Consider the following 21045-nt stretch of genomic DNA (forward strand, 5'->3'; position numbering starts at 1 on the left):
TCAACCCAACGATTGATGGAAGAGCGTGCGGCATGAAGGGTTTTAGCGACATAAGTCACCGTCAATCCCTCATTGAGCATCAATAACGCCGTCAATCGACGGGAATAGTTCTTATCACGGGTTTTATGGATAAGTTTTCTCATTTTCTGGCATTCATTTTGAGGTATGGGTGCTATGATAGGCATCACTCAGTCCGTGTTGAGGTTTGGGATTTTTGGCAATTGATCAGATCGCAAAAATCGGACTGAGTTCCCTTCCAGTGATCTATTATTTTGAAAATTTATTTAAATGCATGATTTATTTTGGTAATTAAAAATATTATTGAAATTAATAGTGTCAAGAAGAATAGAAAAATATTAAATATCTAAAATTATATTTCAATTTTATTGAATGATATTATGAAGATATATAGTAATGGTATCATTTAATCGATCTGAAGGATATTAATGCCATTTTGTTGCACAAGAAACTTGATTTACTTGATTTATGTAACTATCATTAGTTACATCCTTGAGAGAAAGGACGAATATGTAAGTAAAGCGGAGAAACTGATAAAAAAGTTTCTTAATAGCCAAAAAACTTTTGAATGGTCTAAACTTGTTGTGTTATTAAGTCTATTAAATTATGAGAAACAAGAAAAGCAAGGTTCAAAGGTACGATTCTTCAATGAATCATTGATTCACACAATTTTAATGCACCGCCCTCATCCGGAAAATTACATTAAAGGTAGCACATTAAAAGCGGTGAAACAGATTCTAAAAGAAGTGGGGTTGATATGAAATATTTAAAATATAAAGGTTATTTAGGTACAATTGAATTTGACCTGGAAAACAATACTCTTTTTGGTAAATTGGAATATATCCGCGATTTAGTGACTTATGAAGCCAAAACAATTGCAGAATTGGAAAATGAATTTAAAATCTCAATTGATTTGTATTTGCAAGACTGCAAGGAATTAAACAAGAACCCTGATGTGCCATACAAAGGGGTTTTTAATGTTAGAGTTAATCCAGAATTGCATAGAAAAATTGCAGAACTAGCACTTGAAGAAGATGTGACGGTTAATGCTTTCGTGAATCAAGCGCTAGAAAATGAAGTCAGTAAACATCATGTAGGATCTTAATAACCTTATCGGATTAATGACAAAGGTCTAGCCATCGGCTTAGGTCTTTGATCTAATAGAAGCACTGGAAAATGGATACCTCGATAATTGATAAATGAAATTTTATAATAGGTTATAGTATGATCAATGTATTAATTTAGCCTCTTAATTTTTAAAGAGGCTAAATGATAGTTTTGCTAATGATTTTGTGTTTATAACACCAGATCCAAGATGATGACACCACATAAGCCAATCGCCCATGCAATAGTGGTTGGTATTGACCAAACGATCATCTGTTGTTTGGCATCTTTGATTCCCATCATACGATTGACGACCCAGAATAGGCTGTCATTAAAATAACCGAAGAATAATGAGCCCATCGTTGCTGCTTGTGCGGCAACCAGCATATTGATCCCCGGAATTTGACTAATAATTGGTGCGGAGATAGAAGCAGCGGTAATCATTGCCACAGTGCCGGAACCTTGAATTAAGCGAACCAATGTCGCAATGATAAATGGAATCAATACCGGTGTTAGGGGGAGATTGGCTATATATTGCGCCAGAATGGTGCCGGTACCACTTTCACGTAGTACCGCTCCTAACGCACCGCCTGCTCCTGTCACCAATAAAATAATACCGGCAGCCTGTAAACCTTCTTCCAGACGATCAATCACTTCATGTTTATTGACTTTTGGCATCAAGGTATAAACCGCCAACAATACACTGATGGCTAAGGCAATAACCGGTGCGCCAAGGAAATCAAATGCTTGGAAATAGAAGTTGTTTTCTTGTCCAGTAAAAGTTTCAGTGTTTAATAACAGGCCATTAATGGCTTTAATGAAGATTAAAGCGATAGGAACGATAATCGGCAATAGGGAGAAAAATAGGCTCGGTAGCGGTTTGTTCGCCTTTTCTTCCATGTAGCGTTGGTGGATTGTTTGTAGATCTTGCGCTTCTTCTGCTTCATCAATGGGTTGAAATTCAGGATATTTTACTGCTAACCATTTGGCATAAAATACAATGCCAATAACGCAAGGCACTGCCAGAACCATACCGGTTAACATCATGGCGCCGACATCTACACCAAAAATGCCGGCAACCCCCAGTGGCCCCGGTGTTGGCGGAACAGTGTGGTGGGTAACAACCAATCCTCCGGCCAGCGCCACGCCAAGTGTTAGAAGATGACGTTTTCCCTTTTTCGCGAGTGCCTTTGCCAGTGGGTAGAGAATAACAAAGGCAGAGTCGACAAAAATCGGAATACTGACAATATAGCCGGTGATCGCTAATGCCCACTCTTCGCGTTTTTTACCTAACCATTTGATAAAGCTGTAGGCTATCTGTTCCGCGGCGCCGGAAACTTCCAGCACTCGTCCCATCATGACCCCCAGACCGATAACAATGCCGATACTGCCTAGTGTGGAGCCAAAACCTTTAGTCATAACATCAATGGTATTTGCTGCGGTTAAGCCACCAGATAGCCCGGCGATCGCCGCTGCGATGAGCATTGCTAATAAAGCATGAACACGGGTACGTAGCACCAGAAAGATCAACGTAAATACGGCTACACCCAGACCAATGACCGGAATGTAGAGTTCCATAATTAGCCTCCAGATAGGGACAAGTTATTGGTGATAAAAGCCCGGATTGCATCACTGAAAGTATTATCAGCATGAAAACCCAGTGATAAGCCACGACTGATATCGAAGTGACCCGGCCAACTGGCAACAATACGGTTAATGTTTTCGTCTGGTTCGAAGCGGATGAGTTCCACTGTTTTCTGCCCGGCAACTTCTGCCAATGCGTCAATCATGCCCTGAACCGTGATACTCATACCCGGTAAATTAACTGTACGGGAAAGACCAAATTTTTCCGCCGGAATTTGAACCGCATGGATAAAGTTGCGGATCACGGTTTCAGGGCTGGAAAGCCATAAAGTAAGATCGCGGGAAACCGGGCAGATGCTGCTTTCTCCGTGCAGAGGTTCACGGATGATAGCACTGGCAAAAGAGGAGGCTGCTTTATTTGGTTTCCCGGGACGGATACTGATTGTCGGTAGACGGAGAACTCGGCCATCGACATATCCTTTGCGGGAGTAGTCGTTAATCATCAATTCACACATGGCTTTCTGTGCGCCATAGGATGATTGAGGATTAACCGCACACTGTTCGGTAATGGTTGCGGGTAATTCTCCGCCGAATACAGCCAAAGAGCTGGTGAAAATAAATTTCAATTGTGGATTTTTGACCCGTGCAACGTTTAATAAGTTGCGAGTAGCATCAAAGTTAACTTGCAAACCGAGATCAAAATCGCTTTCAGCGTGGCTACTGACAATGGCAGCGAGATGGAATAGTACCGCACTGTTTTCATCGATCAGTTTTTCCGCGGCTCCTGATTGAGTTAAATCCAGTGCCAGACATTGGACGCGGGGATCGTTAACCGGTGATACAGGACATTGAATATCGGTCAATATGAGTTGGTCGAAATTTAATGTTTGATGGTTGTTTAGTAAAGCGCTGGCTAGTTGCTGACCCAGAAAACCGGCTCCACCAGTGATGATTACTTTCATTGCGACTCTCCTTGTTTAATAGCTTTGGTTATATAAGGTTCTTATACCCGTTATCCTTCAAGTTGCCTCTTTGTTGGCTGCACTCACTCACCCCGGTCACATAGTTATCTATGCCGGGGATTCGCTCCCTTGCCGTCGCGATGCATCTTGAAATCCATAGGGTATATCCTTATACGCTGACGGTATGCAATATCAGATTGTGTTCTCGTAATTGTTGCTGCACTTTCGGTGGAAGCTGGCTGTCACAGACAATATCATCCAAACTTGAAAGCGGGCAGACGCGAAACATGCCGTATTTGCCATATTTACTGCTATCAGACACCAAAACACGTCGGCGGGCGATTTCCAATACTGCTTGTTTGACTAAAACTTTTTCTTCATGCGGCGTGGAGACTCCATGCTCCAGATCCCATGAGCTGGTGCTAATAAAGGCAATATCCACATTTAAGTTGCGAAGCAACATAGCGGCGATAGGGCCAACACAGGAATGATTTCTCTTATCTACCTGTCCCCCGGTATGGAACAGATTTAATTGGGGTTTGTTCATCAGGTATTGGGTAATGGAAAAATCGTTCGTGATGATAGTGAGGTTAAAACGCTCAGCCAGAACCCTGGCAATTTCAAACGTGGTGGTGCCGGCGTCAAGATAGACCACTTGTCCATCTTCAACCATCGATACCGCATAGTGACCAATTTCCCGCTTATGACGATGATTAAGCCGGGCTTTTTCATTCCAGGGCAATTCCTGACGTAAAACATCACTAAGTTGCACGCCGCCACTGACGCTAACGACCTTTCCTTCCTCCTCCAGAGTGTGAATATCCCGCCGTACTGTCATATGTGAGACATTCATCAGTTTAACCAGCGCACTGATGGAAATTGTCTGATATTCATGTACGTAACGATAAATAAAGTCTCTACGCTCTGATGGAAGCATATTTTCTCCTGATTATTTCTGTACTTTGGTCAACCAATTCAGACCATCTTCTGTGTGACCAGCGGGGTGATATTCACAGCCAAACCACCCTTGATAGCCCATTTCATCTAGTTTGTTAAATAGCCACGGATAGTTCACCTCGCCGCTATCCGGCTCATGGCGTTCGGGCACGGAAGCAATCTGGATGTGACTGAATTTACCCCATAGACGTTCAATGGTGCGGAGCAAATCTCCTTCCATAATCTGGCAGTGATAAAGATCTAGCTGGATAAAAACATTTTGACGGTCAATTGCTTTGAGTAATGTTTCAGCCTGATGCTGAGTTGTCAGAAAGTAACCTGGCATATCACGAGTATTAATCGGTTCAATTAATACGTTGATGTTATGTTCTGCCATCACATCAGCGGTATGTTGAATGTTGCTGATATAACACTCGCGTTGTTGTATCAGAAATTGGGCATCCAGTTTTCCTGCCATCGCATGAACTTGCTTGCAGTTCAGCGCCAGTGCATATTTCAGCGCGGTTTGTACACCTTCGACAAATTCTTTTTCACGACCAGGAATAGAGGCGATCCCTCTTTCTCCCGCAGCCCAGTTTCCGGCGGGCATGTTGAACAGAACTTGGGTTAATTGATGCTGTTTTAATAGGGCAGCCAGTTCTTCCGCTGCCACTTCATAAGGAAACAGATATTCAACGCCTTTAAATCCAGCTTTGGCTGCACGGGCAAAACGTTCTGTGAAAGGTACGTCGTTGAACATCATGCTCAAGTTTGCCGCAAATTTAGCCATGATGAATTCCTTGTTTGTTTACTCAGTTCTTGGGGTAACGAGTTTCAAGTTCTTGCACTTGCTCTTCATTTAATGTGGTAAAACCATGTGGCAGTAACGTTAAATAGAGCCGGGCGGTATCTTCCAATTCCTCTGCATTGAAAAAAGCTTGCCGTAAAGTTTTGCCGCCGACAACAGGTCCGTGGTTGGATAGGAGGATTGCGTTGTGTTTTGCGGCCAGCTTCGCAATTTCCTCGCCGATTCTTTCATCTCCTGGTGGTAGATATTTGACCAGAGGCAGTTTTCCAACTCGCATCACATAGTAGGGCGTAATGGGTGGCAGACAGTTACTTTTATCCAGATTGGATAGGCAGGAAAGGGCGGTTAACCAAGGGGAATGTAGATGGACCACTGCATGGCATTCGGGACGGTTGCGATACATTGCCAGGTGCATGGAAACTTCTTTGGTGGGTTTGTCACCGGATAGCCAGTTACCTTCTGCATCCAGCTTACTCAGGCGATCGGCTTGCAAGTCGCCAAAACTGGAGTTGGTCGGCGTGATGATAATCGCGCCATCTTCCAGTTTGGCACTGATGTTACCTGCACCGCCACTGCTATAACTTCGGTAGAACATTGAGCGAGCCCATTCGACTAATTCTATCCGTAGTGCGTGTTCACTCATGAAACATCTCCTGTACATGCAGGAAGAAATCAATATTGCCGAAGTTGCCTGATTTTAATGCCAGCCAATAATTGTGTTGTCGATCGTGTACCCAAGGTACGCCCGGGGTAATTGGCGCGCCGATACTGAATTGTTGAATGTCTAGACTTTGTACTATCTTACCGGCGGTTTCGCCGCCTGCGACAATGAAGGTGTTGAATCCGAGCTGACATAGGCTTTTTACAACCTTGGCGAAGGTGTTTTCTATTGCTTCACTGGCAGTGGCGGCGCCGTATTGTTGTTGGATTTTCTGTAATGTTTCTGGGGGTTGAGTTGCGTATAGCATGGGCGCCAGATGGTTTTTGGATTGCTGAATAATCCATGCAACCAGTTTTTCGGCATATTGTGGATCTTTGATGCATGAATCAATATTCAGGGCCTTAGCAGGGGCCAGTTTCTGGTACAGGGCAACTTGTTGGTTGGTCATGACGGAACAACTGCCGGAAAGGATCACAGTGCGTCTATTCTCGGCGGGTGGGGTTGCCCCTTCCAGTTGGCATGGCATCAATGGCTTACCGGTGTCTGTGCTGGCAAGGGCAGCGCCAAGGCCGGAACCACCAGTGATTAATTTCAGTTCTGATGCCGCTCTGGCAATAGGCAACAGGTCATTCATAGAGAGGGTGTCTGTTACCGCGTAACGTATGTTTTGTTGCTGTAAATGATCTATCCGCTCGCGGATTGCCTGTTCTCCTTGGTGTACACATGCCAGATCCACCAGATCTGCTTTCCCCTGAGCCTGTTGTTCCATTAGACGTAGCAGATTGGCGTCTGTCATTGGTGTTACGGGATGGTGTTGCATACCGCTTTCATTAAGTAGTTGACCATTAACAAATAGATGTCCATGTACAACTGTTCGCCCATTAACCGGGAGGGCAGGAGAGATCAGCGTGATGTCTGTTTTCAGTTCATCCATCAGGGCATCGGTGACCGGTCCAATATTGCCTTTACTGGTGGAGTCAAAAGTTGAGCAGTACTTGAAGAATATCTGCCGACAACCGGCTTTCTGACGTAACCAACGGCAGGATTCCACCGCGTTATTTACCGCTTCGTCTATCGGGCAGGAACGGCTTTTCAGGCTGATAACAATAGCATCAATGTTCTGTGGAATAGCGGTATTTTCACTAGGCGTATCCAGTATCTGGACGGCTCGCCAGCCGCTTTGCACCATAAAACCGGCGATATCGGTTGCGCCGGTAAAGTCATCGGCGATAACGCCCAATTTAATGGTCATTATTTTTTCTCCGGCAAAGTGATACCTTTAAATGTTTTGATAACCGCGCTGTCATCCCATTGGCCGAAACCTTCGTTACTGGCGGCAAGGAACATTTGATGGGCAGTGGCTGATAATGGTAGTGGGAATTTCAGCTCCTTACCTGTTTCTAATGCTAATCCCAGATCTTTGACAAAAATATCTACAGAGGATTTGGCAGTGTAATCTCCCGTCAGAATATGGGGGACGCGATTTTCAAACATCCAAGAGTTACCGGCAGCGTGGGTTACAATATCGTACATCAATTCTAGGGAAATACCGGCTTTAGCTGCCAATGCCATACTTTCTGCGGCGGCTGCAATATGTATACCTGCAAGTAATTGATGGATTGTTTTAACGGTAGATCCTTGACCAATTTCATTTCCGACATGGTAGAGGCGTTCGGTGGTGGCATCAAATACGGGTTTTAGTTGTTCAAATAATGCGGGCTCACCAGAAGCCATAACAGTAAGTTGGCCTTGTTCGGCTTTCAGTGCGCCACCTGAAATAGGTGCGTCCAGCATGTTGAGGTTGTATTGGTTAAGACGATGGGCAAAATCTTTAGCTTGTCCTGCGGCAACGGTACTGTGAAGCACAATGATCGTACCGGGTTTTAGTTGGTTGACTAGCGGTGTTTCGCCTTCGAACAGGATGCTTTCTATTTGAGCGCCATTGACGACGACGAGTAGGATAGCATCCAGCTCTGATGCCCAGTTTGCTGCGTTGTTTGTTGCTACTTTAGCGCCCGCTTGCAGAAGCTGGTCACAGGCTTTTGGATTTAAATCAAATCCATATGTGGGAATACCCGCGCGTATTAACGCGCGGGCAATTCCCATCCCCATAGCCCCCAATCCTATAATTCCTATTTTTTGTGTTGATTGGTTCATGATGGTTCCCTGGTGTTGTTGTTATAATTTGTTATTTTTTATAATTATTTCACACGAAATTTCACAAATACACGATGGTTATCACATTCGAATGCCTGCTGTTTGAAGATGGTTTTTATTTTAATTGTTTGATTTATATGGTTTATGTTGGGTGGTTGTGGAATGTTAAGTTTCACATAATGGTGTGATAGAAAATAGGGTTGTGAGAGCACACTAAGGTGGGTAAGCGCGTTTAGTTGAGTTCTTTTAGAGGTGTTAGTTAGTCTGGGGCTGTGGATGACGATTTGAACCTTGACGAAGGCTCTCGACTTTTCCCCAAATGAGGAATGCGTTCTTATTGGGTTTGTTTGTAAGGCTTGAAGGACATTTTTGGTGGTGGGGGAAGGATTCGAACCTTCGAAGTCTGTGACGGCAGATTTACAGTCTGCTCCCTTTGGCCGCTCGGGAACCCCACCAGATTTTGAAATGTATCACTGTTGTTGACAGCGGACGGAATCATATCAGATGAACCGCTGCTGTAAAGCATATATTGAAAAATAAGTGACTATATGCTGATTTTCCAGCCTTATTGATCTTGTTGTGAACAAATAAGTGGCTGTTTGTGGTGGCGGGGGAAGGATGACTTGCCACTTTTGAAAAGTCACTGCTATTGCTTACAGCGGTTAGGATCACATTAAATCAATCGCCGCTGTAAAGCATATGCTTGAAAAGAAGCTACTGTGTGCTGCTTTTGGGCTTAATTAATTCAGTTTTAAAGAATTACAGTACGGTTGCCGTAAACAAAAACCCGCTGAGCAAGAACCCAATATAGAGCATGGCTCAGAGCATTTTTTTCAACATCCCGGCCCGCTCTCATCATATCTTCAGCAGTGTATGTATGGTCTATGTTAATGACCTTCTGAGTAATGATTGGACCTTCATCCAGGTTATTATTCACATAATGCGCGGTTGCTCCGATGATTTTTACCCCTCTCTCGTAAGCCTGATGATAAGGACGCGCCCCGATAAATGCAGGTAAAAAGGAGTGGTGAATGTTAATAATCTGATTTGGATAATGCTGGACAAATTCTGGCGTCAGTACTCGCATGTATTTAGCTAATACCACGTAGTCAGGTTTGTATTGGTCAATCTGGGCAATCAGTTTTTCATCATGTTGTTCACGGGTTAAACCTTCATGACTAATCAAATGGAAAGGAATGCCAAATTGCTCGACCAACGATTGTAATGTTGCGTGGTTGCCGATAACCGCAGCAATTTCAACATCAAGCCCGTCATAAGCGCTTTTCATGAGCAAATCCCCAAGACAATGCGCTTCTTTTGTCACCATAATGACAATACGTCGACGCCCCGCACTATTTAATTCCCGTTGAGAACCCACCGGAAGTGCATCATCTAAGTCAGCAAGAAATGTCTCATCATTGAAGATTCCTTCAAGCTCAGTACGCATAAAAAAGCGGCCGGTGCGATGATCGACGAATTCATTGTTCTGAACTATATTCAGTTGGTGTTTGTAGCAAATATTCGTAATTTTGGCGATCAGTCCTTTGGCATCAGGGCAAATAGTGCGTAGAATTTTCTTTTGTATATGTTGATGTTGCATGAATGGGATTGTCCTTAAATATTTTGCGTTTTCTGTTTGTGGATCTTAACCACAACATTTTTTGTACTTTTTACCTGAACCACATGGGCAGGGGCTATTACGGCCAATTTGAGGTTTTACGCCATCAATAGGTTTTATGCCATCAATATAGTACCAACGCTGGTCTATACGAAGAAAACGTGAACGCTCATGAATAAGTTGCTTATCTTGGGATTTCTGATCAAGAAAGCAAGCTGAAAATTCAACATAGGCTTCGTTATCATTTTTGCCTTTTTCAGTTGTAATAACATTTAGTCCGAGCCACTGGGTAACAATAAAACTCTGTTCTAGATCTAAACGCCACTTTTCAGCCTGGCAGTCAGGATGCCAGCTGGTAATAAGATAATCGGCGTTGTGCTTTACATAGGCACTGTATCGAGAACGCATCAGTGATTCGGCTGTCGGGGCAAATTTTATGTTTTGGAGATAAGGGGAACAGCAATCCGCAAAATCTATTCCACTACCACAAGGACATAGCTCTGTCAAAATAACTCCAATTGTAAAGGGTGAAATACCATTTTTATGGGTTTTCTATTGCAAAGAAACGTAAGAGGACAAATGATAGTCACTCAATTGAACTAATATGAGTGATAGTACCTAAGAAAAGGTGAAGGTCGCAATATTAAGGTAAGGGAGCGCATTTATGGAAAAGGCATTGGCAGGCAAAAAAATTCTGATTGTGGAGGACGAACCTGTTTTTTGTTCTTTACTGGCAGGGTATTTGCAAACGTTGGGCGCTAAGGTATTAGTCGCATCTAATGGGGCTGTTGCACTACAGGTGCTAGGACGCGAAGCTCATATTGAACTTATTTTATGTGATTTGGATATGCCGATTATGAATGGCATTGAATTTATTGCGAAATTGACGAGTGAGGGTATTAGTATTCCAGTTATTATTATTTCAGCAACTAACAAGATGGCTGAAATTGATGAGGTGCTTCGTTTGGGAGCAAAAGATGTTTTATTAAAACCTGTTTCAGATCTTAATGAGATAAAAAAATCGGTGTTGGCCTATTTACATCCTACGGTCTTTATGTCTGGCGCGATTGAGCAGAATAACTTGAATAAGGATTGGTTAACGCTAAAGCATAATTCAGATGAAGCATTAAATATGCTTAAGCAGTTACAACCTCCAGTGTCTCAAGTTATCGCTCACTGTAAAGTGAATTACCGAAAATTGAATATGATTGATAAACCAGGGTTGATTCTCGATATGGCGGCGTTATCTGACAATGAATTGGCTTTTTATTGTCTAGATATTAGCCGCTCAAAAGAGTATGGTGTGATTTCGGCATTATTACTTAGAGTCGTATTTAACAGTTTGTTGCAAGAGCATATCGTTCACCATTCCCGGCGTTTACCCAGTATGGCAGGTATTCTAAATAGAATTAATAACTTGTTGGCAGGTGCAGGGTTACAAGGGCAATTTCCATTGCTGCTTGGGTATTATCATACAATCAATAAAACGGTTTTGCTCACTTCCGCGGGGTTACATGCCAGTATTAAATCGGGTAATCGTCAAATCCAATTAGATAGTGGTGTTCCTCTTGGGACGTTGAGAACGATTTGTTCGAATCAGGTTTGTTCGCATAGTGCTGAATGGCAATGTCGGATTTGGAATACAAATAGTCAAATAAATCTGATGCTTTCTTCAATATATTCTGGGTGAATATTACCAAGGTGGAATTTTGTTTAAAATGGATTTTAAACATTAGGTCACGGTAATGTAATTAAACAGAATGGTGCTGTTTATCGGAGGGAATTAGCTGGTATACTTGGCCTATTATGCTTGGAATCTATCTAATCAGGCGATTTTATTTACCGCTCTTTGGTGCAAAGAGCGGATTTAGCGTTGCTCAGGTAAAAGTGATAACTTTTTGCGTGGTCAGAGAGGTAAACAAGGCAGTGAACTCTGTGTCTGCATCGGTTTCTGCGCTCGGTTTATTGACACAAAATAATCAGTAATAATGATGCCTTATTAAAGAATCGGCACGGATTTTGAGTTGAAGACGGATTTGTTTCAGCCAAAAAACATCGGGAGAAAGATTAATGCCATCAGTAAACAAACCATTAGTAAAAAAAACTATCAGTAGAAAAAATAGTAAAGAAAGCCGTTATTCCAGTAGCGGGCTTGGGAACGAGGATGTTGCCTGCTACGAAAGCAATTCCTAAAGAGATGTTGCCCTTGGTGGATAAACCGCTTATTCAGTATGTCGTTAATGAATGTATTGCCGCTGGCATTAATGAAATTATCTTAGTGACCCATTCATCAAAAAATTCAATTGAAAACCATTTTGATACCAGTTTTGAGTTAGAGGCTATCCTTGAGAAAAGGGTGAAGCGTCAGTTGTTGGATGAAGTTCAATCTATTTGTCCAAGTCATGTCACCATTATGCAAACTCGTCAGGGAATTGCTAAAGGATTAGGGCATGCGGTGTTATGCGCCAAGCCTTTAATTGGTGATGAGCCTTTTGCTGTGATACTCCCTGATGTTATTCTTGATGAGTTTAGTACAGATCTGACTAAATATAATCTGAGCGAAATGTTAGTTCGGTATAATGAAACGGGCGCCAGCCAAATATTAGTAGAACCTGTACCTCATGAAGAGGTTTCTAGTTATGGTATTGTCGATTGCCAGGGAGAAAATCTGCAACCCGGTGACAGCAAACCCATTAAGCGTGTAGTTGAAAAACCTGAACCGAAAGAAGCACCATCAAATCTTTCTATTGTTGGCCGTTATGTATTATCCGAGAAAATTTGGCCATTATTAGCAAAAACAGCACCAGGCGCCGGTGATGAAATTCAACTTACTGACGCAATTGCGATGTTAATAGAGAAGGAGTCTGTGGAAGCCTATCACTTGCAGGGTGTAAGCCATGATTGCGGTAATAAGCTTGGTTATATGCAAGCATTTGTCCGGTATGGTATGAAACATCATGCTTTGGGTAAAGAGTTTACTGATTGGTTAGTGGCTTTGCAGGATCGGGTTAAAGAATAATTTTACGGGAATTTAGGTATTATATGAAAGTTACGGTATTTGGTATCGGTTATGTTGGTTTAGTTCAGGCGGCGGTTTTAGCTGAAGTCGGTCACGATGTTTTTTGTATTGATATAGATGCAAATAAAGTTGAAAATTTGAAAAATGGTCAAATTCCTATTTTTGAACCTGGTTTAGCGCCACTGGTTAAAAAAAAACTATGAAGAAGGCCGCCTGAATTTTAGTACGGATGCAAAGGCCGGTGTTGCGCACGGTAAATTACAATTTATTGCTGTCGGCACGCCTCCTGATGAAGATGGTTCAGCAGATTTAAAGTATGTGACAGCGGTTGCTCGTACTATTGCGGAACATATGGATAGCTATAAGGTTATTATTGATAAGTCTACGGTTCCTGTTGGTACCGCGGATAAAGTTAATGCTGTTGTTAATGAGACTTTGCGTCAACGTAATATTGATATTCCATTTGATGTGGTTTCTAACCCTGAGTTCCTTAAAGAAGGAGCGGCTGTTGCAGATTGTATGCGCCCTGAGCGGATTATTATTGGGTGTGACAATGAAAGAGTCGTTGACCTGATGCATGAATTGTACGAACCATTTAACCGTAATCATGATCGTATGATTGTGATGGATATCCGTAGCGCAGAACTAACGAAGTATGCTGCTAACTGTATGTTGGCAACGAAAATCAGTTTTATGAATGAGATATCTAATTTAGCAGAAATGCTTGGCGCTGATATTGAGCATGTTCGTCAAGGAATTGGTTCTGATTCCCGTATTGGCTATCATTTTATCTATCCGGGCTGTGGTTATGGTGGTTCATGTTTCCCAAAAGATGTGCAGGCGTTGATTCGTACCGCAGAGCAAATTGGTTATCAGCCTAAAATTCTTCGTGCTGTAGAGCAAGTGAACGAACTGCAAAAGTATAAATTGCCCTCTTTTGTTACGCGCCATTTCGGTGAAGATTTATCCGGTAAGACATTTTCTGTCTGGGGATTATCGTTCAAACCGAATACTGATGATATGCGTGAAGCGTCAAGCCGTGTTTTGATGGAAGCATTATGGCAGGCGGGAGCCAAAATACAGGCTTACGATCCGGAGGCGATGCAGGAAGCTCAGCGTATTTATGGTCAGCGCGATGATTTATTATTGATGGGGACTAAAGAAGCGGCGCTGAAAGGGGCCGATGCCTTGATCATTTGTACTGAATGGAAAAGTTTTCGTGCGCCAGATTTTGATGTCATAAAAGAGTCTCTCAAGACGCCGGTTATCTTTGATGGCCGAAATCTCTATGATCCTGAGCGCCTGCAATCCCGGGGTTTTATTTATTATGGGATTGGTCGTGGTGCATCCATTAATCCGGTTATCTGAGTAATACAATGAAATTCTTAGTCACAGGCGCTGCTGGTTTTATTGGCTTTCATGTGAGCCAGAGATTATTGCAAATGGGGCATGAGGTTGTGGGTATCGACAACCTTAATGACTATTATGATGTGAGTCTCAAACAAGCACGGTTAGATCTATTATTTGATAAGCCAGGTTTTAAATTTGAAAAGCTGGATTTGGCTGACAGAATAGCCATTCCTGATCTTTTTTCTCGACACCAATTTCAGCGGGTTATCCATCTAGGAGCTCAGGCGGGTGTTCGCTATTCGTTGCAAAACCCAATGGCTTACATTGATTCGAATATAATAGGGCATATCAATATTTTGGAAGGTTGCCGTCACAATAATGTTGAGCATTTATTATATTCTTCTTCTAGTTCTGTTTATGGATTAAATAGAAAGCAACCGTTTTCTACAAACGATTCAGTTGATCATCCAGTTTCACTATATGCAGCAACGAAAAAGTCAGATGAATTAATGTCTCACAGTTACTCTCATCTTTATCAGTTGCCAACGACAGGCTTGCGTTTTTTTACCGTATATGGCCCGTGGGGACGTCCTGATATGGCTTTATTTAAGTTCACCAAGGCTATGTTATCAGGGCAGCCTATTGATGTTTATAACCACGGTAAGATGGTTAGGGATTTTACTTATATAGATGATATCGTTGAATCGATAATCAGATTGCAAGACATCATTCCCGTACCAAATGAGAGCTGGACGGTTGAAGATGGGCAAATATCTGCCAGCTCTGCCCCTTACTGTATTTATAATATTGGTAATGGTCAACCAACTAGACTAGGTGATTTTATTGAGGCCATAGAAGAATCATTAGGCATTCAGGCTAAAAAAAATTTTATGCCCATGCAAGATGGTGATGTTCTGTCAACCTGCGCTGATTCAAGTGACATTTTTCAAAAAATAGGGTTTGCCCCAAATACACCTGTGAAGCAGGGTGTGAAGCAGTTTGTCGAGTGGTATTTGAGTTTCTATCATAAGTCTAAATAAGATGAGGAGCCATTGGCTCCTTTTCTATTGAGTCAACGACAGTGATCAGAGGGAAGTAAATAGTTGCGCTTGTTAGACTATTAATTTACCCAGGCATTGGTTAAGCGAGTAACTTGCCTGCTTTATCGTTAAGAAATGATAGAAAAACGTGCAATCCGGCTAAATCATTCCCAAGGATACTTATACACGCTCATTCGATAGACATTAATTCTTTTGTTACCTAAGCTGTTTAATAATAAAAACACCCTTCTATTTTAAAAGGGTGTTTTTAATTAAATTAACTTCAAAAACAATGAATTAGAGTAAGAAGCTTTCCAGAGTTCTTCCTTCATCTTCAATTGCTTTTTTGATAACAGCAGGTGTACGGCCTTGGCCAGTCCAAGTTTTAGTTTCACCGTTTGTATCAACATATTGGTATTTTGCTGGACGAGCGGGACGTTTTGTTTTACCCGCAGATTTGCCGGCGCTCATTGTCTGAAGTAATTCGCTTGGATCAATTCCTTGGTCAAGAATCATTTTACGAACTTCTTCCAATTTACGTGTACGTTCCTCTAATTCAGCTTGTACCTGACTTTCTTCTTCACGGCGTTCTTCAACAACGACGGTCAGTTTTTCAAGTATTTCATCCAAGAACTCAAGTTGGCATTCTCTTGCTTGTGCTCGTAAAGTACGGATGTTATTTAGGGTTTTTAAATCGCTCATTGTCCTGGTCTCAAATTATTAATGATGATGGCTGATGTGGATATAATAATAGAATGCTATTTTATTTTCTGCAATAGTCAATTTATCATATTCGGATAAAATGGCTCTTTTTTTTAAACGTAATTTCTTTACAAAAGTTATATAGCGCTTTTTATACAGCTATTTCGATTGTCATTCCCCAATAACATGTTCAGGGTACCTTTAACAAAGAGGGGACATGATAATCTCTCTAATTTATAAACCAGGTATATACTAAATCGGTAAGTAATTTTAACTGTTTCTTATCATACCTGCTAAAGCAGAATAATACTAAGTTAAAAAAAACTTATGACTAATCCATGAGTTATCGCCGATTTACTGTTACCGTTTTCTGGAAGTCAATCACGCACATTATTAATTTGCATACGATATGCAACAAATCCGTCTGGCTTTCATTTCTTAATTTAAACATGAGCATTTGTCATTCAAATGTGCTTTATTACTTGGCTGGTGTGATGATGGTCATGAATCATTAAGACATCACTAAGCTAAATATTTCGCTATATCAACCGGGACAGCTTACTGGGATGGATAATCACGACGAGAGTTTATGGTAAACTCATCTGACTATATGGCTTTATAAATTTTGTTAAGGGGTAGGGCTGATGGCTCAACTTTATTTTTATTACTCCGCAATGAATGCTGGGAAATCGACATCCCTGTTGCAATCCTCTTATAACTATAATGAGAGAGGGATGAGAACGCTGGTGTTTACCGTAGAAATTGACACCCGGTTTGAAAAGGGAAAAGTCAATTCTCGGATTGGATTATCTTCTGATGCACTTCTGTTTAGTCAGCAAACAGATATTGGTGAGTTGATCAGAAATGAAAATAAGCAGGCAAAAGTGCATTGTGTGCTGATTGATGAGTGCCATTTTCTCACGCAAGCACAGATTGAACAGCTATGTAAGGTGACTGATTATGATGATATTCCGGTTCTTTGTTATGGGCTGAGAACTGATTTTAGAGGCGAGCTTTTTAGCGGTAGCCAGTATCTTTTGGCGTGGGCTGATAAGTTAGTTGAGTTGAAAACTATTTGTCACTGTGGTCGCAAGGCAAACCGTACATTACGTTTGGATAGCGAAGGTGTGGTCATTTATGATGGCGAACAAGTTGATATCGGCGGCAATGAAAAATATGTTTCTGTTTGCCGTAAGCACTATATGGATGCTGTCAGTGAAGTGAGGAAAAGCAAAAGAAGCAACATGTAGTGGGTAATGGATAGCTTTTCTGTGAAGTAGTCAGGATGCTCTGTTTACGAGTTTGTATTAACAATAGGGCATAGCGGTGAGTTAAAGGGCGCTGATATTAGCGCCCTTAAGTGATATTCAATCAGTTAATAAATTTGTTCTTATCGGCTTTCTTCTGCTGCGATGGTTTCAGTGAATTCTCGTCCATAGTATGAATCCACCAGCAATTGTTTCAACTCAGAAATTAGTGGGTAGCGTGGGTTAGCGCCGGTACATTGGTCGTCGAAGGCATCCTCAGATAATTTATCAATTTTTGCCAGGAAGTCAGCCTCTTGAACGCCCGCTTCGCGGATAGATGTTGGAATACCTAGCTCAGATTTGAGTTTTTCTAGCCAGGCTAATAGTTTTTCAATTTTTGTGACAGTCCGGTCACCAGTAGCGGATAAACCAAGATTTGCTAAGGGGATACGGGCGTCTGCTGCTGTAAGGGCCGCAGCGCGGAAGATTTTGTCAACTTGCTCCTGAGAAAAGTTAGCAAATTCACGTTGTGCTTTTTTTACCTTGGCAACCAGTTCGTCCAGTTCAGTAACATGAGTTACAGTCATAAAGAAGTACTCCTGAAAATATTAAAAATCTTTTAATATCAATGAATAAGTATTTTTTAGACTATTTAGCCTGGTGATTTTTTGGTAGCTACAGGTTACCATTTGGTATTAAATATATATTGATCTTAATCACATAAACCCCAAGCTGACTCCTTTCAGCTTAGGTCGGTGATAGTATTATTGGATGGGTGTAAATTAGAGTTAATAAGGTTAAATTTCTAATCTGATGAAAATATTGAGTTAACAACTTGTTATATAAGATATTTTAAATTGTAAAATACGTTGTGGTCGATGGAAAATGGAACTTTACCAGTATAAAGTGAAGAAAAAATTAAGTTTTCTATGATTTTTGGGTGAACAATCATGAGGGTGTTTTTAATAACACAGCGTAACTTTGTAGAGGTTATTTGTGGGTGACTTACTGCTGGATCTTTCTGGTTACATTAAGTTTTTTGTTGGGTTGTTTGCACTGGTCAATCCTGTTGGTATTTTGCCGGTTTTTATCAGTATGACTCACTACCAAGCCCAGTCGGCTCGTAATAGAACTAATTTGATTGCCAATACTTCTGTTGCCATCATTTTATGGACAGCTTTACTGTTAGGTGACTCGATACTACGTATGTTTGGCATTTCCATTGACTCTTTTCGTATTGCTGGCGGAATTTTGGTGGTGACCATCGCGATGTCGATGATTAACGGTAAGCTTGGAGAGGACAAACAGAATAAGCAGGAAAAGTCGGAAACCGCCATTAGAGAAAGTGTTGGTGTTGTGCCGCTGGCATTGCCGTTAATGGCAGGCCCCGGCGCAATCAGTTCTTGTATTGTCTGGAGTTCTCGTTATCAAGGATGGCAGAATTTTCTTGGGTTGGCGCTTACCAGTGCATTGTTTGCTTTTTGCTGCTGGTTATTATTTCGATCTGCGCCTTTAGTCGTCAAATATCTGGGGCAAACAGGCATTAACGTTATCACTCGAATTATGGGGCTGTTGTTGATGTCTTTGGGCATTGAACTGATTGTGACAGGGATCAGAGCGCTATTCCCAGGGTTGCTTTGATATGATTTACGATAAAAGGTGTTAGTTTCTTTCTTGTGAAATTACAAATTATAATATTCTTATCATTTTTATTATAAAGCTTATATCATAGGCTTTTCTCACTTCTTTTACCGGTACTCCCTGAATTTTATACAAATAACCCAATATTTTTCTAAATTATTCTTTCCTATTAGCTCTATGTGTAACTGGTTGCTTCCACCACTGTTTTGTGATGAATGTAGGTTTTTAATTTGCATTGATTGCAATTTGTTAAAATTATGTTTATTTTCATCTTTGGTCTAGCTTTGTTTACTATTTTAGTTAAGTTTAAAGTTGATAATTTGATAAATATCAGTTAGTTATAGTGGTTATTGGCGTGTTTTATCAATTAATGTAATAGGTCGCACTAAGTTGTTTGTAAGGATGATTTTTGCAATATGGGTGCGATATTTTAACAGTTGATATGATAAGTCCGCTTTAATATTTAATCCGTTACTTTGGGCTAAATAATGTGAAGATACCGGCCTTGATGGGATATGTGGAATGAACAAGTCCATCAAATTGGAGGTAAAAAATGAAGATCAAACAATTAGAATTATATAAGTTTATTTGCTGTATATTTTTATTATCAGCATCTCCTGTTACAGCCGTGTCTGCCGCTGGACTTCCAGATGGTGTGAAACTTGCGGATAAACAGCAAATTATTATTAATAATGGCGCGGAAGTTGCCTCGCTTGATCCACATAAAGTTGAAGGCGTACCAGAAACCAACATTATTCTTAATCTCTTGGAAGGGTTAGTGAGTACCGGCTCCGAGGGAGTAGTCGTGCCAGGCGTTGCCACCCATTGGGAAAATCAGGATTACAAGGTATGGACTTTTTATCTACGTGATAATGCTAAATGGAGTGATGGAACGCCTGTCACTGCCCACGATTTTGTCTATAGCTGGCAGCGATTAGCTGATCCCAAAGTGGGTTCACCTTATGCCAGCTATCTTCAATATGCTTACGTTGAAAATGTTGGTGATGTTCTGAGGGGTAAAAAATCGCCTGATCAGTTGGGCGTCAAAGCGCTGGATGATCATCGTTTACAGGTGACTCTGACGCATCCCGTGCCTTATTTTGTCAGTATGCTCAGTCATACGGCAATGAAACCGGTGAAAAAGGATGTAGTTGAAAAGTTGGGTAATAAATGGACGCTGCCAGAAAATTATGTCGGTAATGGGGCGTATTCGTTGAAAGAGTGGGTGGTCAATGAGCGGATAGTGATCAAACGCAACCCTCGATATTGGAACAATGCAAAAACAGTTATTGATCAAGCGACTCTTTTACCCCTTCAATCCGAAACCAGTGATATTAACCGCTATCGTAGTGGGGAGATAAATATCACCAACAGCGCCATTCCTCCGACTTTGTATCAGAAAATGAAGAAAGAGCTCCCTGATCAGGTTCACGTCAGTCCTTATCTTTGTACGTTTTACTACGAAATTAACAATAAAAAACCGCCGTTTACTGATGTCAGAGTCCGCGAAGCCGTCAAGTTAAGTCTTGATAGGGATATTATTGCCGGAAAAATTATGGGGCAGGGGCAAATACCGGCTTATGGTTTTACGCCAATATTTATCGGTGGCGGCGATTTTATTAAGCCTGAATGGGCTAACTGGACACAGGAGCAGCGTAATAAACGAGCGAGAGAATTGTTAGCTCAGGCCGGTTTCAATCAGGCGAATCCATTGAAGTTCACACTGTTATACAACACATCTGAGCAAAACAAGCAGCAGGCTATCGCTGCCGCTTCCATGTGGAAAAAGAATCTGGGAGCGGATGTGATTTTGCAGAATCAGGAATGGAAAACCTCTCTTGAAAGCCGCCATCAAGGGAATTATGAGGTGACTAGAGCAACTTGGTGTGCTGATTACAATGAACCTACGGCGTTTTTAAACATGTTGCTGTCAGACAGCAGTAATAATACGGCTTTCTATCAGAATAAAAATTTTGATAGCTATCTGGAGCAGGCATTAATCGCTAAGGACGCTATTGAGCGTAAGAAATTATATCAACAAGCTGAGTTTCAACTGGATAAAGACTCGGTGCTGATTCCCGTTTATTACCGGGTGAGTGTAAGGCTTGTTAGCCCATCAGTGGGAGGGTTTTCAGGGAAAGACCCATTGGATTATATGGATATTAAGCGACTGTATATGAAAAAAATTAAACAGTAGC

17 protein-coding genes, 1 tRNA gene and 3 pseudogenes are annotated in these 21045 nt (G+C 41.5%); 8 read left to right on the forward strand and 13 right to left on the reverse strand.

Going from position 1 to position 21045, the window contains the following annotated elements; all coding sequences use genetic code 11:
* Positions 1–185 (reverse strand): annotated as a pseudogene (locus tag C6H66_RS02920) (IS630 family transposase); the annotation flags it as partial.
* Between the two features lie 590 nt (positions 186–775).
* Between C6H66_RS02920 and C6H66_RS02930 the strand changes: the two are divergent.
* A complete protein-coding gene (locus C6H66_RS02930) occupies positions 776–1123 on the forward strand; it encodes a type II toxin-antitoxin system HicB family antitoxin (protein ID WP_040148744.1) in 348 nt (115 codons plus the stop codon).
* Between the two features lie 191 nt (positions 1124–1314).
* On the opposite strand, the gene C6H66_RS02935 is transcribed toward C6H66_RS02930, so the two are convergent.
* From C6H66_RS02935 to C6H66_RS02980, 10 genes are all read right to left on the reverse strand, one after another.
* Entirely contained in the window at positions 1315–2700 is a 1386-nt protein-coding gene (locus tag C6H66_RS02935) for a GntP family permease (protein WP_105394767.1), read from the reverse strand.
* Positions 2701–2702: 2 nt separating this feature from the next.
* The gene (denD, locus tag C6H66_RS02940; protein ID WP_105394768.1) at positions 2703–3668 is read right to left on the reverse strand and encodes a D-erythronate dehydrogenase; all 966 of its coding nucleotides are present in this window, start codon (positions 3666–3668) and stop codon (positions 2703–2705) included.
* A gap of 169 nt (positions 3669–3837) precedes the next feature.
* Positions 3838–4605, reverse strand: a complete 768-nt coding sequence (locus C6H66_RS02945; RefSeq protein WP_036805631.1) for a DeoR/GlpR family DNA-binding transcription regulator — start codon at positions 4603–4605, stop codon at positions 3838–3840.
* A gap of 12 nt (positions 4606–4617) precedes the next feature.
* Positions 4618–5394, reverse strand: a complete 777-nt coding sequence (gene otnI / locus C6H66_RS02950) for a 2-oxo-tetronate isomerase (protein WP_105394769.1) — start codon at positions 5392–5394, stop codon at positions 4618–4620.
* 22 nt (positions 5395–5416) lie between these two features.
* A complete protein-coding gene (gene otnC / locus C6H66_RS02955; protein ID WP_105394770.1) occupies positions 5417–6055 on the reverse strand; it encodes a 3-oxo-tetronate 4-phosphate decarboxylase in 639 nt (212 codons plus the stop codon).
* Entirely contained in the window at positions 6048–7325 is a 1278-nt protein-coding gene (gene otnK, locus C6H66_RS02960) for a 3-oxo-tetronate kinase (RefSeq protein WP_105394771.1), read from the reverse strand. Before otnK ends, otnC begins: the two co-directional genes overlap by 8 nt.
* Complete coding sequence (ltnD, locus tag C6H66_RS02965) at positions 7325–8230, reverse strand: L-threonate dehydrogenase (protein WP_046397685.1); 906 nt, start codon at positions 8228–8230, stop codon at positions 7325–7327. The genes otnK and ltnD overlap by 1 nt, the downstream gene beginning before the upstream one ends.
* A 370-nt stretch (positions 8231–8600) precedes the next feature.
* Positions 8601–8685 (reverse strand) — tRNA-Tyr (locus C6H66_RS02970).
* A 296-nt stretch (positions 8686–8981) separates the two neighbouring features.
* The gene (gene purU, locus C6H66_RS02975; RefSeq protein WP_046397232.1) at positions 8982–9830 is read right to left on the reverse strand and encodes a formyltetrahydrofolate deformylase; all 849 of its coding nucleotides are present in this window, start codon (positions 9828–9830) and stop codon (positions 8982–8984) included.
* Positions 9831–9875: 45 nt separating this feature from the next.
* Complete coding sequence (locus C6H66_RS02980; RefSeq protein WP_046397233.1) at positions 9876–10355, reverse strand: YchJ family protein; 480 nt, start codon at positions 10353–10355, stop codon at positions 9876–9878.
* Between the two features lie 157 nt (positions 10356–10512).
* Between C6H66_RS02980 and rssB the strand changes: the two genes are divergently transcribed.
* From rssB to C6H66_RS03000, 4 genes and pseudogenes are all read left to right on the forward strand, one after another.
* Positions 10513–11538, forward strand: a complete 1026-nt coding sequence (gene rssB / locus C6H66_RS02985; protein WP_046397234.1) for a two-component system response regulator RssB — start codon at positions 10513–10515, stop codon at positions 11536–11538.
* A 429-nt stretch (positions 11539–11967) separates the two neighbouring features.
* Positions 11968–12867: a UTP--glucose-1-phosphate uridylyltransferase GalU gene (gene galU / locus C6H66_RS02990; protein WP_105394772.1), complete on the forward strand. Its 900-nt coding sequence runs from the start codon at positions 11968–11970 to the stop codon at positions 12865–12867.
* A 23-nt stretch (positions 12868–12890) separates the two neighbouring features.
* Positions 12891–14235, forward strand: a pseudogene (locus C6H66_RS02995) (UDP-glucose dehydrogenase family protein).
* An 8-nt stretch (positions 14236–14243) separates the two neighbouring features.
* On the forward strand, positions 14244–15257 hold the full coding sequence (locus tag C6H66_RS03000; protein WP_036805656.1) for an NAD-dependent epimerase: 1014 nt from the start codon (positions 14244–14246) through the stop codon (positions 15255–15257).
* A 297-nt stretch (positions 15258–15554) separates the two neighbouring features.
* Here the strand turns inward: C6H66_RS03000 and hns are convergent, their stop codons facing one another.
* Complete coding sequence (gene hns, locus C6H66_RS03005; RefSeq protein ID WP_046397237.1) at positions 15555–15959, reverse strand: histone-like nucleoid-structuring protein H-NS; 405 nt, start codon at positions 15957–15959, stop codon at positions 15555–15557.
* A 644-nt stretch (positions 15960–16603) separates the two neighbouring features.
* Here hns and C6H66_RS03010 point away from each other — a divergent pair.
* On the forward strand, positions 16604–17209 hold the full coding sequence (locus C6H66_RS03010) for a thymidine kinase (protein ID WP_105394773.1): 606 nt from the start codon (positions 16604–16606) through the stop codon (positions 17207–17209).
* A 140-nt stretch (positions 17210–17349) separates the two neighbouring features.
* Here the strand turns inward: C6H66_RS03010 and C6H66_RS03015 are convergent.
* Positions 17350–17643 (reverse strand): annotated as a pseudogene (locus C6H66_RS03015) (bifunctional acetaldehyde-CoA/alcohol dehydrogenase); the annotation flags it as partial.
* A 559-nt stretch (positions 17644–18202) separates the two neighbouring features.
* Between C6H66_RS03015 and C6H66_RS03020 the strand changes: the two are divergent.
* Positions 18203–18847, forward strand: coding sequence for a YchE family NAAT transporter (locus tag C6H66_RS03020; RefSeq protein WP_046397240.1), 645 nt, complete (start codon positions 18203–18205; stop codon positions 18845–18847).
* Positions 18848–19400: 553 nt separating this feature from the next.
* Positions 19401–21044, forward strand: coding sequence for an ABC transporter substrate-binding protein (locus tag C6H66_RS03025; RefSeq protein ID WP_105394774.1), 1644 nt, complete (start codon positions 19401–19403; stop codon positions 21042–21044).
* The last annotated feature ends 1 nt before the right edge of the window (position 21045 follow it).

It is taken from the genome of Photorhabdus hindustanensis, from assembly GCF_002968995.1.
GTDB classification, from domain to species: Bacteria; Pseudomonadota; Gammaproteobacteria; order Enterobacterales; family Enterobacteriaceae; genus Photorhabdus; species Photorhabdus akhurstii.